The sequence below is a fragment of the Gimesia alba genome (genome assembly GCF_007744675.1).
GTDB lineage: Bacteria > Planctomycetota > Planctomycetia > Planctomycetales > Planctomycetaceae > Gimesia > Gimesia alba.
In genome coordinates this window covers 3,186,050-3,202,065 of sequence record NZ_CP036269.1, presented here as the reverse complement: position 1 = coordinate 3,202,065, position 16,016 = coordinate 3,186,050, and the positions used below count along the sequence as shown (strand labels likewise).

The 16,016-nt window shown below is 47.3% G+C and carries 13 protein-coding genes; 6 read left to right on the top strand and 7 right to left on the bottom strand.

Translation table 11 applies throughout. The features are described from left to right. Positions 1 to 39: 39 nt before the first annotated feature. The gene (locus Pan241w_RS11970) at positions 40 to 525 is read right to left on the bottom strand and encodes a hypothetical protein (RefSeq protein WP_145215631.1); all 486 of its coding nucleotides are present in this window, start codon (positions 523 to 525) and stop codon (positions 40 to 42) included. A 587-nt stretch (positions 526 to 1,112) separates the two neighbouring features. On the opposite strand from Pan241w_RS11970, the gene Pan241w_RS11965 reads away from it, so the two are divergent. The 5 genes from Pan241w_RS11965 (at position 1,113) to Pan241w_RS11945 (ending at position 4,498) form a co-directional block, all read left to right on the top strand. Continuing rightward, the gene (locus Pan241w_RS11965; RefSeq protein ID WP_145215628.1) at positions 1,113 to 1,517 is read left to right on the top strand and encodes a hypothetical protein; all 405 of its coding nucleotides are present in this window, start codon (positions 1,113 to 1,115) and stop codon (positions 1,515 to 1,517) included. A gap of 213 nt (positions 1,518 to 1,730) precedes the next feature. Next, positions 1,731 to 3,020, top strand: a complete 1,290-nt coding sequence (gene clpX / locus Pan241w_RS11960; protein WP_145215625.1) for an ATP-dependent Clp protease ATP-binding subunit ClpX — start codon at positions 1,731 to 1,733, stop codon at positions 3,018 to 3,020. Between the two features lie 143 nt (positions 3,021 to 3,163). Then, the gene (locus tag Pan241w_RS11955; protein ID WP_198000478.1) at positions 3,164 to 3,685 is read left to right on the top strand and encodes an FHA domain-containing protein; all 522 of its coding nucleotides are present in this window, start codon (positions 3,164 to 3,166) and stop codon (positions 3,683 to 3,685) included. A 33-nt stretch (positions 3,686 to 3,718) separates the two neighbouring features. Next, the gene (locus tag Pan241w_RS11950; protein ID WP_145215617.1) at positions 3,719 to 4,108 is read left to right on the top strand and encodes a DUF4440 domain-containing protein; all 390 of its coding nucleotides are present in this window, start codon (positions 3,719 to 3,721) and stop codon (positions 4,106 to 4,108) included. A 6-nt stretch (positions 4,109 to 4,114) separates the two neighbouring features. After that, positions 4,115 to 4,498 (top strand): hypothetical protein, encoded by a 384-nt coding sequence (locus tag Pan241w_RS11945; protein ID WP_145215614.1) that lies wholly within the window; start codon positions 4,115 to 4,117, stop codon positions 4,496 to 4,498. Positions 4,499 to 4,516: 18 nt separating this feature from the next. Here Pan241w_RS11945 and Pan241w_RS11940 read toward each other — a convergent pair whose 3' ends face one another. The 6 genes from Pan241w_RS11940 to Pan241w_RS11915 form a co-directional block, all read right to left on the bottom strand. After that, complete coding sequence (locus tag Pan241w_RS11940) at positions 4,517 to 6,313, bottom strand: aspartate kinase (protein ID WP_145215611.1); 1,797 nt, start codon at positions 6,311 to 6,313, stop codon at positions 4,517 to 4,519. Between the two features lie 280 nt (positions 6,314 to 6,593). Continuing rightward, the gene (gene murG, locus Pan241w_RS11935; protein WP_145215608.1) at positions 6,594 to 7,745 is read right to left on the bottom strand and encodes an undecaprenyldiphospho-muramoylpentapeptide beta-N-acetylglucosaminyltransferase; all 1,152 of its coding nucleotides are present in this window, start codon (positions 7,743 to 7,745) and stop codon (positions 6,594 to 6,596) included. A gap of 88 nt (positions 7,746 to 7,833) precedes the next feature. Continuing rightward, complete coding sequence (gene ftsW / locus Pan241w_RS11930) at positions 7,834 to 9,471, bottom strand: putative lipid II flippase FtsW (protein WP_145215605.1); 1,638 nt, start codon at positions 9,469 to 9,471, stop codon at positions 7,834 to 7,836. A gap of 243 nt (positions 9,472 to 9,714) precedes the next feature. After that, on the bottom strand, positions 9,715 to 10,821 hold the full coding sequence (gene mraY / locus Pan241w_RS11925; protein ID WP_145215602.1) for a phospho-N-acetylmuramoyl-pentapeptide-transferase: 1,107 nt from the start codon (positions 10,819 to 10,821) through the stop codon (positions 9,715 to 9,717). 292 nt (positions 10,822 to 11,113) lie between these two features. After that, positions 11,114 to 12,514, bottom strand: a complete 1,401-nt coding sequence (locus tag Pan241w_RS11920; protein WP_145215599.1) for a UDP-N-acetylmuramoyl-tripeptide--D-alanyl-D-alanine ligase — start codon at positions 12,512 to 12,514, stop codon at positions 11,114 to 11,116. 57 nt (positions 12,515 to 12,571) lie between these two features. Next, positions 12,572 to 14,047, bottom strand: coding sequence for a UDP-N-acetylmuramoyl-L-alanyl-D-glutamate--2,6-diaminopimelate ligase (locus Pan241w_RS11915; protein ID WP_198000477.1), 1,476 nt, complete (start codon positions 14,045 to 14,047; stop codon positions 12,572 to 12,574). Positions 14,048 to 14,827: 780 nt separating this feature from the next. On the opposite strand from Pan241w_RS11915, the gene Pan241w_RS11910 reads away from it, so the two are divergent. Next, positions 14,828 to 15,835: a DUF1559 domain-containing protein gene (locus tag Pan241w_RS11910; protein ID WP_145215593.1), complete on the top strand. Its 1,008-nt coding sequence runs from the start codon at positions 14,828 to 14,830 to the stop codon at positions 15,833 to 15,835. The last annotated feature ends 181 nt before the right edge of the window (positions 15,836 to 16,016 follow it).

Genomic DNA, 16,016 nt, shown 5'->3' with positions numbered 1-16,016 from the left:
CCTATCTATTTAATCTATTTTTAATTTGCTGAAGGTTGCTTACGCTTGAAAAGAGAATTGTTCTGCAAATTCCAAGACCCACAGGTCAACCAGATCCTGAAATGAGTCCATATCCGCTTCAGCTACAAATTGGTAATGAGACCGGTTGAAAGTTTCTTTGTTTCGGATTGTTGCTTTGGCAACCAATTCGATGATATGCGTTTCAGTGAAAGGCCGAACGACCATCTCCAGCCGAGTATAGAGGCTCTGAGCCTTTCTTCCCGCACCAAGACTGACGTCGTCACGTGTGATTCTGGACCCCCACCCCTCTTCTTCCATGAGGGTTTTAAATTGAAAACCGGGAAAATGATCGGCCAGTTTTCTCAAACATCCATCAATATGGTCGGTCAGCTCCAATCGGTATTTCAAATGCAGATTCCGAAACTCCTCTTCAGACATCTTCTTTCCGACCGCTTCTTGAATTTCTTCATTTTTGGCTGCACGCCCTTTGTTAATGGCGTGCTGAAGACGTTTTTCAAAATCCATTCATAATCCTAACAATAATGAGTCTATAGTAGTGTGCCGGTTTCGACAGCCAAAAATTTGCAATAAACCGTGCAAGGGAAGTTCAATCTAAAATTGATCATAAAAGTGAATTCGCCGGGATGCAATGCAAGGACTCTACGAGCCTACCAATTCTTCCCGTGTTTTATGAATCGATCAAATCACAGTCCTGGTTTGATTTTAGGTAAATTCGACAATGTAAGTCTTACTATTTCCCTATCTGGTAGATCATGGGAACTCAAAACAGGCCCCAGTTTGATGAACCCTGATCTTGAAATCGATTCCAGAACAAATATTTCGCTCTCCGACTCAATTTTAGGTTGAAAACCAGAGTTTTAACCACCCTCTGCAAAACCGGTAGACTCTCATTGAAAAGCACTCCGCTGGGCGCTCATTTCCCTCTCATATCGAATTTTACTGATTTTTGGCGCATGAAATGCTAATATTCCCAGAAGCCGAAACAGACCAATATCCGCAGGCGGACTTGCCTCAAACGGAACACATCCCAATAATTATTGACAGACAATATATAATGGGAGGAATGCTGAGAGAGACCGATTTAGGAGCATGTGGCTTCGTCAGGAAAGCAGCTATGGGTTTGTATTAGGGAAGACAGGAAGATAATACTTTCTGCCAGTTTTAAAGTGATTCTATATATTTTAACTTTGGGAAATCGATCTGGAAGACAAAAGTTATTCAAGGAACTGTTTGAGGGCCATATCCTTCAGTGGGTTTTGGCGTTTCTCCTTGTCAGTTTTTTGATTTGGTTGATCGTATGGATCGTAGGACGTTTTAGGGAAAATGAGGATCGTCATGTTGATGCGAGTGAATTGCTTCTTCAATTCTCAGAAATGCGTCGAGAAGGTGACCTTACAGACGATGAATTCCGATCCATCAAACAACGGCTTGTTGATCCCACCGAGAAGGATTTGGAAAAAAAAGAAACTACTGATCACATAGAAAACGCCGATTAGAAAGATCAGGCAGAATACCATCTGTCACCCTCTAATCAATTTTTTGCTGATTACAATTTTACCTAACGATTGCCTCTTTTAAAATTTAAGTAGATCTCACTTTTAAATCCATGTCACAAGTTTTTTACATGTCGAATGATTTGCACGGAGGCAGAATCAAAACTCACTGGACGTTATACGCCATCATTTAGTTGACACCGTTGAAGGGAAGCTATGCCCACCGGACGAGATATCACCTCTGGAAAACGTAATTCTTCTGGGAAGAAAAATGCAAACTGTTCTTTTTGTAGAAAAAGCTATCGCGAAGTGGGGCCTCTCGTAGAGGGACCCGACAACGCGTATATCTGCGGAGAATGTATTGAAGTCTGCCAATCAATACTGGAACAGGAGCATCGACGCAGGGGAACAACAAAGAAACTATTCAAAAATGTTCCCACACCACGTGAGATTGTGACCCACTTGAATGAGTATGTAATTGGTCAGGAACGTGCCAAGAAAGTTATGGCTGTTGCCGTCCATAATCACTACAAAAGACTGATGCATTCTGAAGAGGAAGCATCAGATGTGGAACTGGATAAATCTAATATCCTCCTGATCGGCCCTACCGGTTCAGGAAAAACATTGCTCGCCAAGAGCCTGGCGCGTTATCTGCAGGTTCCGTTTGCCATCGGTGATGCAACCACCTTAACCGAAGCCGGCTATGTAGGTGAAGATGTTGAAAACCTCTTGCTCAAATTGTTGCACGCCGCCGATTTCGATGTCGAAGCAGCCCAACGCGGGATTCTGTTCATCGACGAAATTGACAAAATTGGCAAAACCAGCCAGAACGTCTCGATTACACGCGACGTTTCCGGAGAAGGTGTTCAACAGGCCTTATTGAAGATGCTGGAAGGGACTGTTGCAAACGTGCCCCCACAAGGTGGCAGAAAACACCCCGAGCAACAATACATTCAATTAGACACATCGAATATCCTGTTTATCTGCGGCGGAACGTTCGTAGGCCTCGAAGACATCGTTGGCAAGCGACTTGGCCGTAAGACAATCGGCTTCGGTCAGTCAGGCCAGAAAAAAGAAAAACAGCAGGAAAAATCGAAGAACGATTTACTGGCACAGGCTTCAGTCGATGACGTATTGGAATTCGGCTTGATTCCGGAACTACTCGGACGTCTTCCCGTATTGTCGACATTATCGCAACTGGAAGAAAATGATCTGGTGCGGGTACTGACGGAACCGAAGAACTCGCTGGTCAAGCAGTTCCAGAAATTCTTTGAGATGGAAAATGCCAATCTCGAGTTTACTGATGCGGCACTTCATGAAATCGCATGCATTGCTCAGAAGAAAAACACGGGAGCCCGTGGTTTACGAAGCGTAATTGAACAAGCCATGTTTGACATCATGTTTGAGCTTCCCGAACAGGAAGCCGGGAAAAAATATGTGGTTACACCGGAGATCATCCGGGGAACGGAACAACTTTTTCCCAAAGATGATTCAGCAGCCGCGTAGACTCAGGACAATCCAGGTTCTATAATTAAATCAGAAATAGTCAATTTTCCCGCCGGAGTGTTTCTTCGGCGGGTTTTCTTACGTGTGGCTAAGTCATGAAAATTCGCCTGAGTCTTCAAAGTCCTGCTAAAAAAACGAAACCCATGACGCTCTCTAAAACAACCTTAATCGGGAGAGCCTCTGACTGTGATATCAAACTCAAGTCCGATCTGGTCAGCCGCCATCATTGCAAAATCTTTCTGACTGAATCAGTTGCTTTGGTTCATGACTTGGGTAGTTCCAATGGGACTTTTATTGATGGTAAAAAGTTGACTCCCAAGCGAGATACCAAACTGATCCCTGGATGTGTGTTATCCATCGCTGATGTCAGTTTTCGAGTAGACTATGATCCCCAGGAATTTGTGGATGTCGGATCGACAATCAACCTGAAGGGGATTGAAGCGCTGTTGCCCGAAAACCCACTCACCTCTGCTTCAGACGACGTGATTCCGATTCATGTTCCAGATGAAATTTCCCTGCCGGAGTCCCAGGAGAAATCTGAAAAGAACAAATCGAGTGAAACCGTGACGATCGACGAATACGATCCAGATCAGAATTCCAGGGAAAATAAAAAGACGATTCAATTTCCAGAAATCGAATTAACTGATAATATGGACCAAAATTGACCCCATCTTGACTTTTCTCAACAGGATTCAATTATGTCGGACAATGATGTACAACAGCTTTTGAAATTGAGCAAACAACTTCTTGATGCCGTTGATCACAAAGACTGGAATACCTACACAGATCTTTGTGACGAAGAATTGACTTCATTTGAACCGGAGTCTCAAGGACACCTGATCACGGGGATGGACTTCCATCGTTTTTATTTCGAAATGAATCCAACTGGCAGACCCAGACAATCAACTATCAGTTCTCCCATGGTTTCCGTCATGGGTGATGTGGCTCTGATAACTTATGTTCGAATTGTCCAGGCAATCGACGAACACGGCCATGCTTCCAGTTCCTCTTTCGAAGAAACCCGTATCTGGGAAAAGCAGGACGGCGACTGGCAACATGTGCATTTCCACCGTTCGCTTATTTCCTGATTGGCTATGATGACTGAACCTGATTCGAAATCCCAAATAGTCATTCTCTGTTCTGACATGCTGTTTCTCAGCAAAATCACCGGCACAGCCAGACAACTGGGTTACTCATTCTGCACAGCGCTCAGCTGCGACAAAGCGGCTGAGTCACTTTTGAATGAAACCAGACAGTTACTACTGATTGACCTGAATCAACAGAATCTGGACTGGGAGCTGCTGACATCGATCCACCAAGGAGATGCCAGCCTGACCAGCATTGCCTTTGGCCCACACATCGATACGGAACGCCTCAACAAGGCAAGGGCGGCTGGATGCACGCAGGTGATACCCCGCAGCCAATTTTCCGCACAGCTTCCCCAGCTCATGGATGCCGCTTTGACTGAAGCAGCCTGACTAAAACGGAATCGAGGCTTAACCCAATTCAAACTTCTTCAACAATCCCTGGTAAGCCTGCTCGCCATGCTCAAGGGCGACGACGGCACTGATCCGGGTCTCGCTGGTGTTAATCATCTGAATATTGATCTGGGACTCTGCCAAGGCGCTAAACATGCTCTGTCCAACTCCAGTATGACTGCGAAGACCGATGCCCACCACGGATAGTTTTGCAATCTCCTCTTCATGACTCAATTCCGCATTACCCCATTCCGAGAGCAAGGGCCGCACCAGTTCCAGACTCTTTTCCAGCGAAGTCCGAGGCACCGTAAACGAAAGGTGCGCCTGCTCTTCTTCACCCATGTTTTGCACGATCATGTCGACCGAGACGCCCCCCTCTGCTACGACAGAAAACAGACGTGAACAGATCCCGGGATTATCTGGAAGATTTCTGACAGTCACACGAGATTGGCTTTGGTCGAACAGAACTTCACTGACCACAATATCTTCCATGTTGGCTAACTGATCGATGATTTCCTGCTCTAACTGAGTCAACCTTTGTGACGCTTCTTCAGAAACTTCACCGGCAGACGACTTCTGATTTGTGGCGAATGTGTAGCTAGTCAGGCGATCTAATTCGAAACCATTATGAATCACACGGACCGCTTCTTCACATTGATTGCGATCAACGAGAACGGTCACCTTAATTTCGCTGGTTGTAATCATTCCGACATTAATGTCTGCCTCGGCCAGGATTGAGAACATGCGACTGGCCACTCCATAATGATTCCGCATGCCACTTCCCACGATTGAGACCTTGGACAGATTGGTTCCCTGCTGAATCTTTCCAGAACCAATGGCCTCGATCGCCTCGCTGGCTGCGGTCAGAGTTTCCGCCAGATCCGACTGAGGAACAGTGAAGGAAACCCGTGCGACGCCTCCTGTTCCCACATCTTGAACGATCATATCCAGACAGATTTTTCGCTCTGCCATTCGCGTAAAGATACTGCCCATGATCCCCGGCTCATCGGGAATGTCAGTCAGACTGACGCGGACTTCATCTCGCACAAAAGCCACGCCGGTTACTACGGGGGCATCCGCTAAAGGCTGCGCGGCAATCAGAGTTCCTTCGCCATCGGAAAATGAGGGACGAACTTTCAGAGGCACCTGGTATTTTTTCGCGAATTCAATCGACCGAGAGTGCATCACCCCCGCTCCCAGACTTGCCAGCTCCAACATTTCGTCATATGAAATACTGTCGACTTTATGGGCTTCCGGCACGATGCGTGGATCGGTCGTAAACACGCCCTCCACATCGGTATAAATTTCACACATGTCTGCATCCAGCACGGCTGCCAGAGCGGTCGCGGTTGTATCACTGCCTCCCCGTCCTAGGGTTGTGATATTCCAATCCTTATCCCGTCCCTGAAAGCCGGCAGCAATGACAATCTTCCCTTCATTCAGAGCGGTGCGCATCCGCTCTGTCGAAATCGAAATAATACGTGCTTTCGTATGCGAGGAATCTGTGACGACACCAATTTGTGATCCGGTCAGACTGATCGCATCGCCTCCCAGCTTATGAATAGCCATCGCCATCAAAGCGACTGATTCCTGTTCCCCTGTCGAGAGCAACATATCCATTTCACGCGGAGTAGGACTATCTGTCATTTCCGCAGCCAGTCGCACTAGTTCGTCCGTCTTTTTACCGCGCGCACTGACCACCATCACAACCTGATGACCGGCTTGATGCAGTTCGGTGGCACGCCGCGCTGCGGCGAGAATTTTGCTGGTATCGGCAACACTCGTTCCACCAAACTTCTGGACTATGAGCGACACGTCTCTTCTCCGTTTCTCTACTCTTAAAAAATGACAATCTGACTCTCAGAGAATGCAATAACCTACAAACAGTACATTACGCAATTTTAGCCCACTTAGGTTGAGCCAAAGAATCTGGAAGGTAACAAATCGGGTCAGTTTCGTGAATCAACAGACTTTTCCGATTCGATAAATCTTGGAAAACCGCCTTGAAATGTGTCATATTCCTAAATTCTAGCAGCACATACTCCAGATCGACGTTATAGGCTGGCCAAAACAGTGTTCATAAAAACACACCCCATCACCCCAGGATCAACCCAGACAGTTCCTCAGCAACCCGACGGGCCGCATGCGGGAAGGCAAGTTCATGGACTTTCTGGGACATACCACTTCGTTGCTCCTCAGTATTCAGCAAATCCAAGACCGCTTTTGTGAGTAACTCAGCGGTGACTTCGGGCTCAGGTGCCTGTTCAACCAGTAATGCTGCGCCCCGTTCGACATAATAACGGGCATTGATTAACTGATGATCTCTCATTGAATTCGGAAACGGAATCAGGATTGTGGGGATTCCGAGACAGGCAATTTCAGCGAGCGTCGTGGCTCCTGCCCGGGATATGATCAGATCCGCACGTGTGTACCACTCAGTCAGGTCATCAAAAAAAGGTTGCACTGTCACCCTCAGTTTAGACCCGCGTTTTTTCAACCGCCCATAGCCATCTTTAGCACTCTCATATCCCGCTTCTCCCGTCTGATGCACTACATGTAACGGCTTTGGCAAATCGTCTCCACTTCTTTCCAGCAAGCAGAGCACAGCGTCATTGACAGCAGTCGCCCCCTGACTTCCTCCTAAAACCAGGATCAAAGTTTCGTCAGACTTCTCTGCAGACTCCCTCTGTATCCCTGCTTCAAGAATCTGCTTCCTGACGGGATTTCCTGTCAACACAATACGCGGCGGACCGTTTTGTTCTCCACTTGGTCTGCCTTTGAACTGTGTTTCCCAAAAAGAGATACAGACCAGAGAAGCGCGCCCGCATAAAAACTGATTTGCTCTCCCTGGAATGATATTCTGCTCTAATAAAACAATTGGAATTTTTAACCAGGAAGCAGCGAGAATGACTGGTACGCTGGCAAAACCTCCCAGGCCAATGACTACAGCTGGAGATTCTGTTCTTAAAAAACGAAGAGCCTGAAAAAATGCGCGGCTGTTTCTCCAGAGAAATCGAAAAGGAGCACGCTTTAAATCGCTGGTTGATGCCGATGGCAAACTGAGATGCTGATACCCTGAGTTTTCAATAATTTGCTGCTCGACAATGCGGCTAGAGCCTACAAATATCGTCTGAAATTCACCGAGAGTCACCAACTGCTCGGCGACAGCAATCCCGGGAAGCAGATGACCTCCTGTCCCGCCTCCTGCAAAAACAATCGTTTTATTTCTACGAATCGACTCGGTCATTGTACCCTGGAATCACGCGTGGAGTGACTTCTTCCTTTAAACACCAATCAAAGGGTCCAGCATAGGGGAACTCTTCTCAAATTCCCAGTCAATTCTTCTCTTCATCTTCGTACTCTTCATCTTCGTACTCTTCATCCTCGTACTCTTCATCTTCGCACTCTTCATCTTCGCACTCTTCATCCTCGCACTCTTCATCCTCGCACTCTTCATCCTCGCACTCTTCATCCTCGCACTCTTCATCCTCGCACTCTTCATCCTCGCACTCTTCATCCTCGCACTCTTCATCCTCGCACTCTTCATCTTCGTACTCTTCATCTTCGTACTCTTCATCCTCGCACTCTTCATCCTCGCACTCTTCATCCTCGTACTCTTCATCTTCGCACTCTTCATATTCGCACTCTTCATATTCGCACTCTTCATCTTCGCACTCTTCATCTTCGCACTCTTCATCTTCGCACTCTTCATCTTCGTACTCTTCATCTTCGTACTCTTCATCCTCGTACTCTTCATCCGTTTCTGGTTCTGAGTGAACGAGATCCGTTTCCATCACCGCTTGCGGATCAGGTAACGGCTCCTCTTCTTCCTGCCCCGGGTCGATCAACAATGCTGCATCCGCTGGTGACCGAGTCAAACTGACAATGATCCCCAGAGAGAGCAGGCTCACCATCAAATTCGTACCACCATAGCTGATGAGAGGGTGCGAAATTCCTTTAGGGGGCACCATCGCTGTCACCACGGCAACATTGATAATCGCCTGCAGTACCAACTGCATTAACAATGTAAACCCGACAACATAGGCATATGACTTCTGATTCTGTGAGCGAATAATATTGAAGCCTGCCAGAAACAGTCCCAGCCAGAGCCCCACAATTCCAAGAGTGCCAATTAAGCCCAGCTCTTCGCCTGCCACCGAAAACACAAAATCAGTATTCGCTTCTGGCAAGAAACTTAATTTTTGCGCTCCTTTGCCCAGCCCAGATCCAGAAATACCACCTGTGCCTAACGCCATTAGCGACTGCTTCAGCTGATAGGGAGCCGATTGCCAGTCAGTCCAGGTATCAAGAAACCCGCTGATTCGCTTTAACTGATAAGGTCTCAATGCCACCAGCATCCCTAAAGCCGGAATCGCACAAAGCAGCCCGACGATGAAGTTTCGAAGCGGCCAACCTCCCAAAAACAGGGCAATCGCAACTCCCCCAACCAGAAACAGCGACGTCCCCAGGTCAGGCTGTTTTAAAACGAGTGGGATCACAATTGCCAGTGGAATCAATAAAGGAATCGTCCCTTTGAACCAGTGTCTCAAAGACCGACGACGTTGCAACATCAGCCGAACCGTGAGAAGAGGGAGTGCAATTTTTGCCAACTCGGATGGCTGGAGCGAAACCGACCCGAACCTCAACCAGCGTTGCGCACCATTCACGCGCGTACCGATCCCGGGAATCAGAACCAATATGAGTAAAACAACAGTTCCCCAAAAGAGCAGGGGGGCACGGTCATACCAGAACCGGGCAGGCATATATGAAGCAATAGAAGCCACGGTGACTGCAATCGCCAGAAACGTCAAATGCTTTGATAAATAAACCTGTTCGAATTCCGTTGGCCAGGAGGTGATGCTGGCACTATGAACCATTAACACTCCGATCCCCAACAGCGCACACGCCATCGAAATGAACAGACTGCGGTCATGGTCCGGTTGTGATTGTGGTAAAAGCGAAGCCGGCTTCATTTGAATTCTCTCATCGATAAACGAGAATGGATATCAATGAAATCGTCCTGAAAAATGGTGCACCACCAACCCCAACCCCTTTGTGAATTCACGATTTAGAAACATTCGACAACCACACGAACCAGCTGACAAAACCGTGATAACAGGCCTTCCCCCAATCAGAACGCATTACCCGACCGACAAAAGAGGCATGATCAACAAACCTTTTTTAGCTTGTGAAACCCCAGCTTCAGTAACCGAGGCTCAGGTTGCGATCTTCAGGCTGGCGATCGCAATGATGGCCAGCAAGGCAGAACAGATCCAGAAACGAACGACAATTTTCATTTCATGCTGACCTTTGAATAAATAATGGTTGTGCAATGGACTACAGGCAATCAGACGGTTTCCCGTACGCCGAAACCAGAATACTTGCATGATCACACTGAGTGTTTCGACAACGAACACCCCACCAGCAATCACCAATAATGCTTCCTGACGAATCACCAGTGCCGCAAAACCAAGTAGTGCCCCCAGAGGCAGTGAGCCCGTGTCCCCCATGAAGACTTGAGCCGGATAGCAATTGAACCACAAGAATCCCAGCACCGCTCCCACCGCCGCTCCCAAGAGAATACTCAACTCGCCGGCCCCCGGAATATAGGGCACCTGCAAATACTCGGCCATCACTTTATGCCCCGCCAGATAAGTCAATCCGGCAAAGGCAGAGCCGGCAAACACCATGCAACCACTGGCCAGCCCATCCAAACCATCTGTTAAATTGACAGCATTGGAACTCCCTGTCATGACAACGATCGCCCAGGGAATAAAAAAGATGCCCAGATAAAAAGTCAGGCGGGTGACCGGCATGATCAAATCCAGCCCTGAATTCAAGCTGGTGTTACTGAAATAGAGCAGCGTACCCACGAAACCGGAAAACAGAATTTGCACCACCAGCTTCTGGCGTGGTTTTAATCCATTCTGAGTGGTACTGAGCTTGATCCAGTCATCATAAGCCCCCAGCAGTGCAAAGCCAGCGGCTGTCAATATCCCGAGTTGAACATAACGATTCGCAAGATCTGCCCAGAGTAACGTCGAAATCAAAATCGAGCCGATGATAAAGATGCCCCCCATCGTCGGAGTGGCATTCTTTGAAGCGTGGATTTCATTCAACTTTTCCGAAGCACTATCAACGCGCTCACGGAACCGTTTTTCCAACCAGCGAATCGCCAGCGGGCCCAGCAGTAAGGCAATCAAAAAAGAAGAGAGACTGGCCAATGCAATTCGCGCGGTCAGAAAGACACGAGAATCACCAGTCGAGAGAACTTCGAGTTGTTCCAGCAGGGGAGAAAACGTCTTCAATAACCAGATTACCATGAAGTGTTTTTCTCGTCGCTTACTGCTTCACACAAACCAGGCTCAGGATTCACATTCACTTTCTCAGCCTGTTGAACTCAATCCAGACACATCTTAACGATAATTTATACGCTCGTAAATGAAAGCACCGGACGCCGAGACCCCATATCCCGACGTCCGGTAAGGATTTCATCATGATACAGCAGTGGAGTGATCGACCCAATTAATCACAAATTCCGGTGCTGATTTGTCCGCCGAAGCGAACGCGCTCAGGATTCCCGCAAACCCAGGAGCACATGATGAAATCACAAGTTTAGACACATGATATTTTTTTCTCTCCTGAAGCAACCTGCTGATTGAGAAATGAAATCAAACGTTCCATCCGCATGCCTCGAGAGCCTTTGACTAACACGACATCTCCTGCCTCCAGACAGGAGGCCACATTACTTTGCAGTTCTGTCACATCAGGCGCTTGTACAATCCGATCCCGTGACAGGTTCGCAGAAACAGCCCCTTGAACAACCGCCCCCGCCTGTTTTCCACAGACGAAAAGCAAATCAATTCCAGACGTGGCAATCAACTCTCCTATTTCCTGATGATACCGGTTTGACTCGGCTCCCAATTCCAGCATGTCACCCATCACAAGCACGCGTTTACCAAGGCCAGCCCAATCCTTCAAAACCTGACACGCTGCTCTCATCGACACAGGGCTGGCATTATAAGAATCATCAATGATTGTCCAGTTACCGACCAGACCAACATGACAACGTCCAGGTACTGAAGAAAATTGACCGAGACTTTCTACCAGATCTTGATTTGATAATCCAAATTCTTTCCCGATTGCTATCGCAACCAGAGCCGCAGAAACAAAATGCTTTCCCTGTACGGGAATAAAAAATTCTGTCGATTCAAACTGAAACCAGATCCCATCATCAGTTTGCCGAATGGAAACAGCCTGCAAATCATTCTGTTCTCCCAGACCCACCTTCAGAGTACGAGCCGACGTTTTCGAAATCAGGAATTCAGCGAATGGATCGTCACCATTCACGACTGCCAGTCCTTGAGCGGTGAGTTGCTCGAATAACTCGCCTTTTGCATTGGCAGTTTGGTTGAGTGTTCCAAAACGTTCTAAATGCGAGGGACCGATTCCCGTAATCACTCCAATTTCCGGTTGTGTGATCTGAGCCAGATCCCGAATTTCACCCACTCGAGAAGCCGCCAGTTCCAGAACCGCGTATTCGTGAACTGATTCAATTTGAGCAACACTCAAAGGAACGCCAAATTCATTATTATAATTAGCGGGGCTCTGAGTCCCTTTTAAATAGGGGGACAATGCCGTATGAATCATATTTCGAGTGGTCGTTTTACCGACGCTACCTGTTACACCAATCATGGTTGCCTGCTGCTGACTTCGATACCAGCGAGCAAACAGCTGCAAAGCCTCATTGACATTATCAACAGTAATAAATCGCTGTGAATACCGACCTATTTCTGCACCACGATTCACAACACAAGCTTGTGCGCCACGCCTCAGTGCTTCCGTAGCAAATTGATGCCCATCCAGCCTTTTACCCTGAATCGCAAAAAACAAATCTCCAGCAGCCGTCGTACGGGAGTCTATCGATATCCCCTCAATTTCAGTAGTAACCAGATCCGGAAGGACAGGAGTCCCCTGGATGATCTGAATAACCTGATTGAGTGAAACACGATCCATACGATTTACTCTTTATATTCTAAAAACTGATACTTCTTTGCAGTTCAAACTGCAAATTCAAGCAGGAATTTTTGCTGAATTCTCCGAGAGTGAATTACTGAAATAATTTTCCACAACAAGCCGATCGCTAAATGGGATTTTTTGATCCCCAATGATTTGTTCGCATTCGTGCCCTTTGCCGGCGATCAGCACCAGATCTCCTGGCTGTGCTTCTTTGAGTGCCCGATAAATCGCCTCTTTTCGATCAACAATTAATTCGGGGAGAACGCCCTTAGTTCGACAGCCTTCCGCAACCATCTCGATAATCTGCATAGGATCTTCACTACGTGGATTATCACTGGTAATGATCACCTGGTCGGCTTCACTGCCAGCCATTCCCAATAAACCTCGTTTAGAGTTATCTCGATCCCCACCAGCACCAAAAACACATAAAACTCGTGATGGACACACTTCCTTAGCAGAACGAATCACATGACATAATGCATCGTCAGTATGTGCGTAATCAATGAGAACAGTATACGGCTGCCCGCAATTAACCTGTTCCATTCTTCCGGGAACACAGCCAAGACTTTGAATTCCCTCGGCAATTTCAGTCAATGACAATCCTAACGCGAGACAAACCGCCGCTGCTGCTAAGCAATTTGAAACATTATGCATTCCTATCAGCGATGTTCTGACAGGCACACGCGATCCATCAAACAAAACATCAAACGCAACACCACTCGTAGATTCCTGAATCTGTTCGGCTGTAACATCAGCGCGGTTGTGAATCCCATATGTTAATAAAGTCTGTGTCACTTTGACTTCAGATGCGAATGACCGACACGCAGAATCATCACTATTTAAGACGACCGTCCCGTTCTGCTTGACATGTTGAACGATCTTTGCTTTACAAGCAGCATAGTTTTCACGATTCTGATGATAGTCAAAATGATCCTGTGTAACATTCGTCACGACTCCGACCGAAAGATCTATCCCCGCCAGACGGCTTTGGTCTAAAGCATGACTGGATACTTCCATCACTGCGTGCGTGACATCATTCTTGACCATTTTTGATAAAAGCTGCGAAAGCTCGCTCGCATCGGGAGTGGTCAACGAGGCGGGACATGCTGAAACTCCATCATGATATTCGACGGTACCCAACAATCCGGTCCTTCGCTCCGTATTCTGAAGTATTGCCCTGACCAGCCAGGTCACAGTTGTTTTCCCATTCGTACCTGTTACACCCACAGCCTGCAGATGACGAGCAGGGCGGCCTGCAATTTCAGCACATAGAACGGCATAGGCTTTTCGGACATCCGTGACGATACACTGAGAAACCGGTAGATCCACCACAGGATGACCTGTAAGAATCGCTTTGGCTCCATTCCTGAGTGCCTCGGGAATATATTGTTCGGCATTTTCTCGCGTGCCGGGAATGACGGCAAAAATATCACCTGATTCACAACGTCGACTGTCAGACTGAATGGAAGTAGCACAGATATCAGCACAATCAACAAAGCTGGCAGAAGGAAACAGAGCCCTTAAACTCATGGCAACCGTTCCCGGAGACAAGCTGAGCGACGAAGATGACATGGATGTGAGGTAAGAACCATGCATTTCAGTAAAACCATCTATGAAAGGGACGAGGAGTAGGGGAGATTTCGGTGGTAAACTGAAGTTTGAAAAAGTTGATCAAAGCCGGAACCGGCTAGGGAATAGACCAAGTCGAAAGCATTTCTATTTGAGCAGGGGGGCATTCTCGTAATTCTCAGGATCAGGTCAACCCTGGTTAGCGAAAAAAGTATGTCCCTCTCACGTGCCTTGTAATTATTACAGAAACCTTTACCTCAACGTATTTTGGCATACCAGCCTGAAACCACTTCTCCAACCTGTTTCCTACTGCTTTTCGAACCCTGCGCTTCTACGGATCACCTCCTACGCCTCCACCACCAGAGCCGGTCATTATTTCGCCGAAACAGCACCACGATACTGACATTTCATGCAATCTACCTCAAAAATTAAAATCAGTATTTTTACCTATTTAATACACAACACTATGGATTGAGGGGTTTACACTATGTATCCTGTAAGTAGATCAGATGTGTTCCACTTCCATCTCCATCAACATCTGAATGACACTTTTTAAACGTATTTTTCGTTCCATAACAAGTTTTATCAAACTGCAAATTCTTGCTGTTTACTTCGCATTCTGCTGAAAAGCAGATCTGCAACTGAAGCCATAGAAGACTTCAATTGTAAAAGGAGAAACCATTCTCAACTTGCTTTTCCCAGGTCAAACATTTCATTTCGATGTGTCAAAGGAGAGAGAATATGCTACAAAACTCGCGTCACAAAAAAGGATTCACTCTGATCGAACTACTTGTCGTTATTGCGATTATTGCTATTCTAATCGCTTTATTACTCCCTGCTGTTCAACAGGCACGTGAAGCAGCCAGAAGGTCTACCTGCAAAAACAATCTAAAACAGCTGGGTCTGGCATTTCACAATTACCATGATACGCACAGCTGTTTTCCGTATGCCTGGTTCTTAGACCCTACCAACCCCTCTAATTTAAAAGCCGGCAGCTTTGGTATCATGCTTCTGCCCTATATTGATCAAGCCCCCTTATACAACCAGTGGAATTCTTCATACCCCGCTTTGAACCAATTCGCTGCAATCCCTCAAGTTGCACAAAACCTGACTGTCATCCAAACACCACTGCCAGTCTTCATGTGCCCCTCGACTCCAGAAACAACGAAACATGACTACGACTTGAGCCCAGCCTTTCCTTTTAGTTGGACTGCAGCTCGTTCCGACTACTGTCCTGCATCGGGCGTTCGGGGTACTTATTCCAGCCTTGCGTACACCGGCCATCCAGCAGCAGCCAGCCGAAGTGGAATGCTGAATTTTGTAGGCTTGAGTGCGTCAGGTAGCCCGGGAGACAGCGTTACCAGATTACGTGATATTGTGGATGGTTCCTCAAACACCGTCTTGCTGGGAGAGCGAGTTGGTGGCAACAAGATTTACAGCGGCACAACGATCAACTCCGCTTTGACAACAGCACTTGGCCCCAGCAATGGTGGTGGCTGGGGAGATTTCCTCAGTGGTGAGCACTGGTACCAGGGATCTCTTCGTGACGGGACCGATGGGGGAAGTGGAGGACCTTGTGCCATCAACTGTAGCAATGCAAGAAGTACCGGCTTCTTAAGCTTCCATGTAGGTGGTGCCCACTTCCTGCTAGGCGATGGTGCAGTGCGTTTCATTAGCCAAAATGTCGACGCTTATACATTCGCCTCTCTCACTACACGAGCAGGTGGCGAAATCGTCGGGGAATTCTAACATCCCCACAACCTTTTAATTGGTTAACTGTTTGTCGACAGGCCCCCTCAGGTGCCTGTCGACTTTAGGCACAACATTTACCCCCCCTTCATTACCTGAGAGAATTCTATGCAAATACAGCAGACTGTCTTTCTAACACTGATCACATTCTCCATGTTTTCCTGTAGCAGCCCAGAGGAAC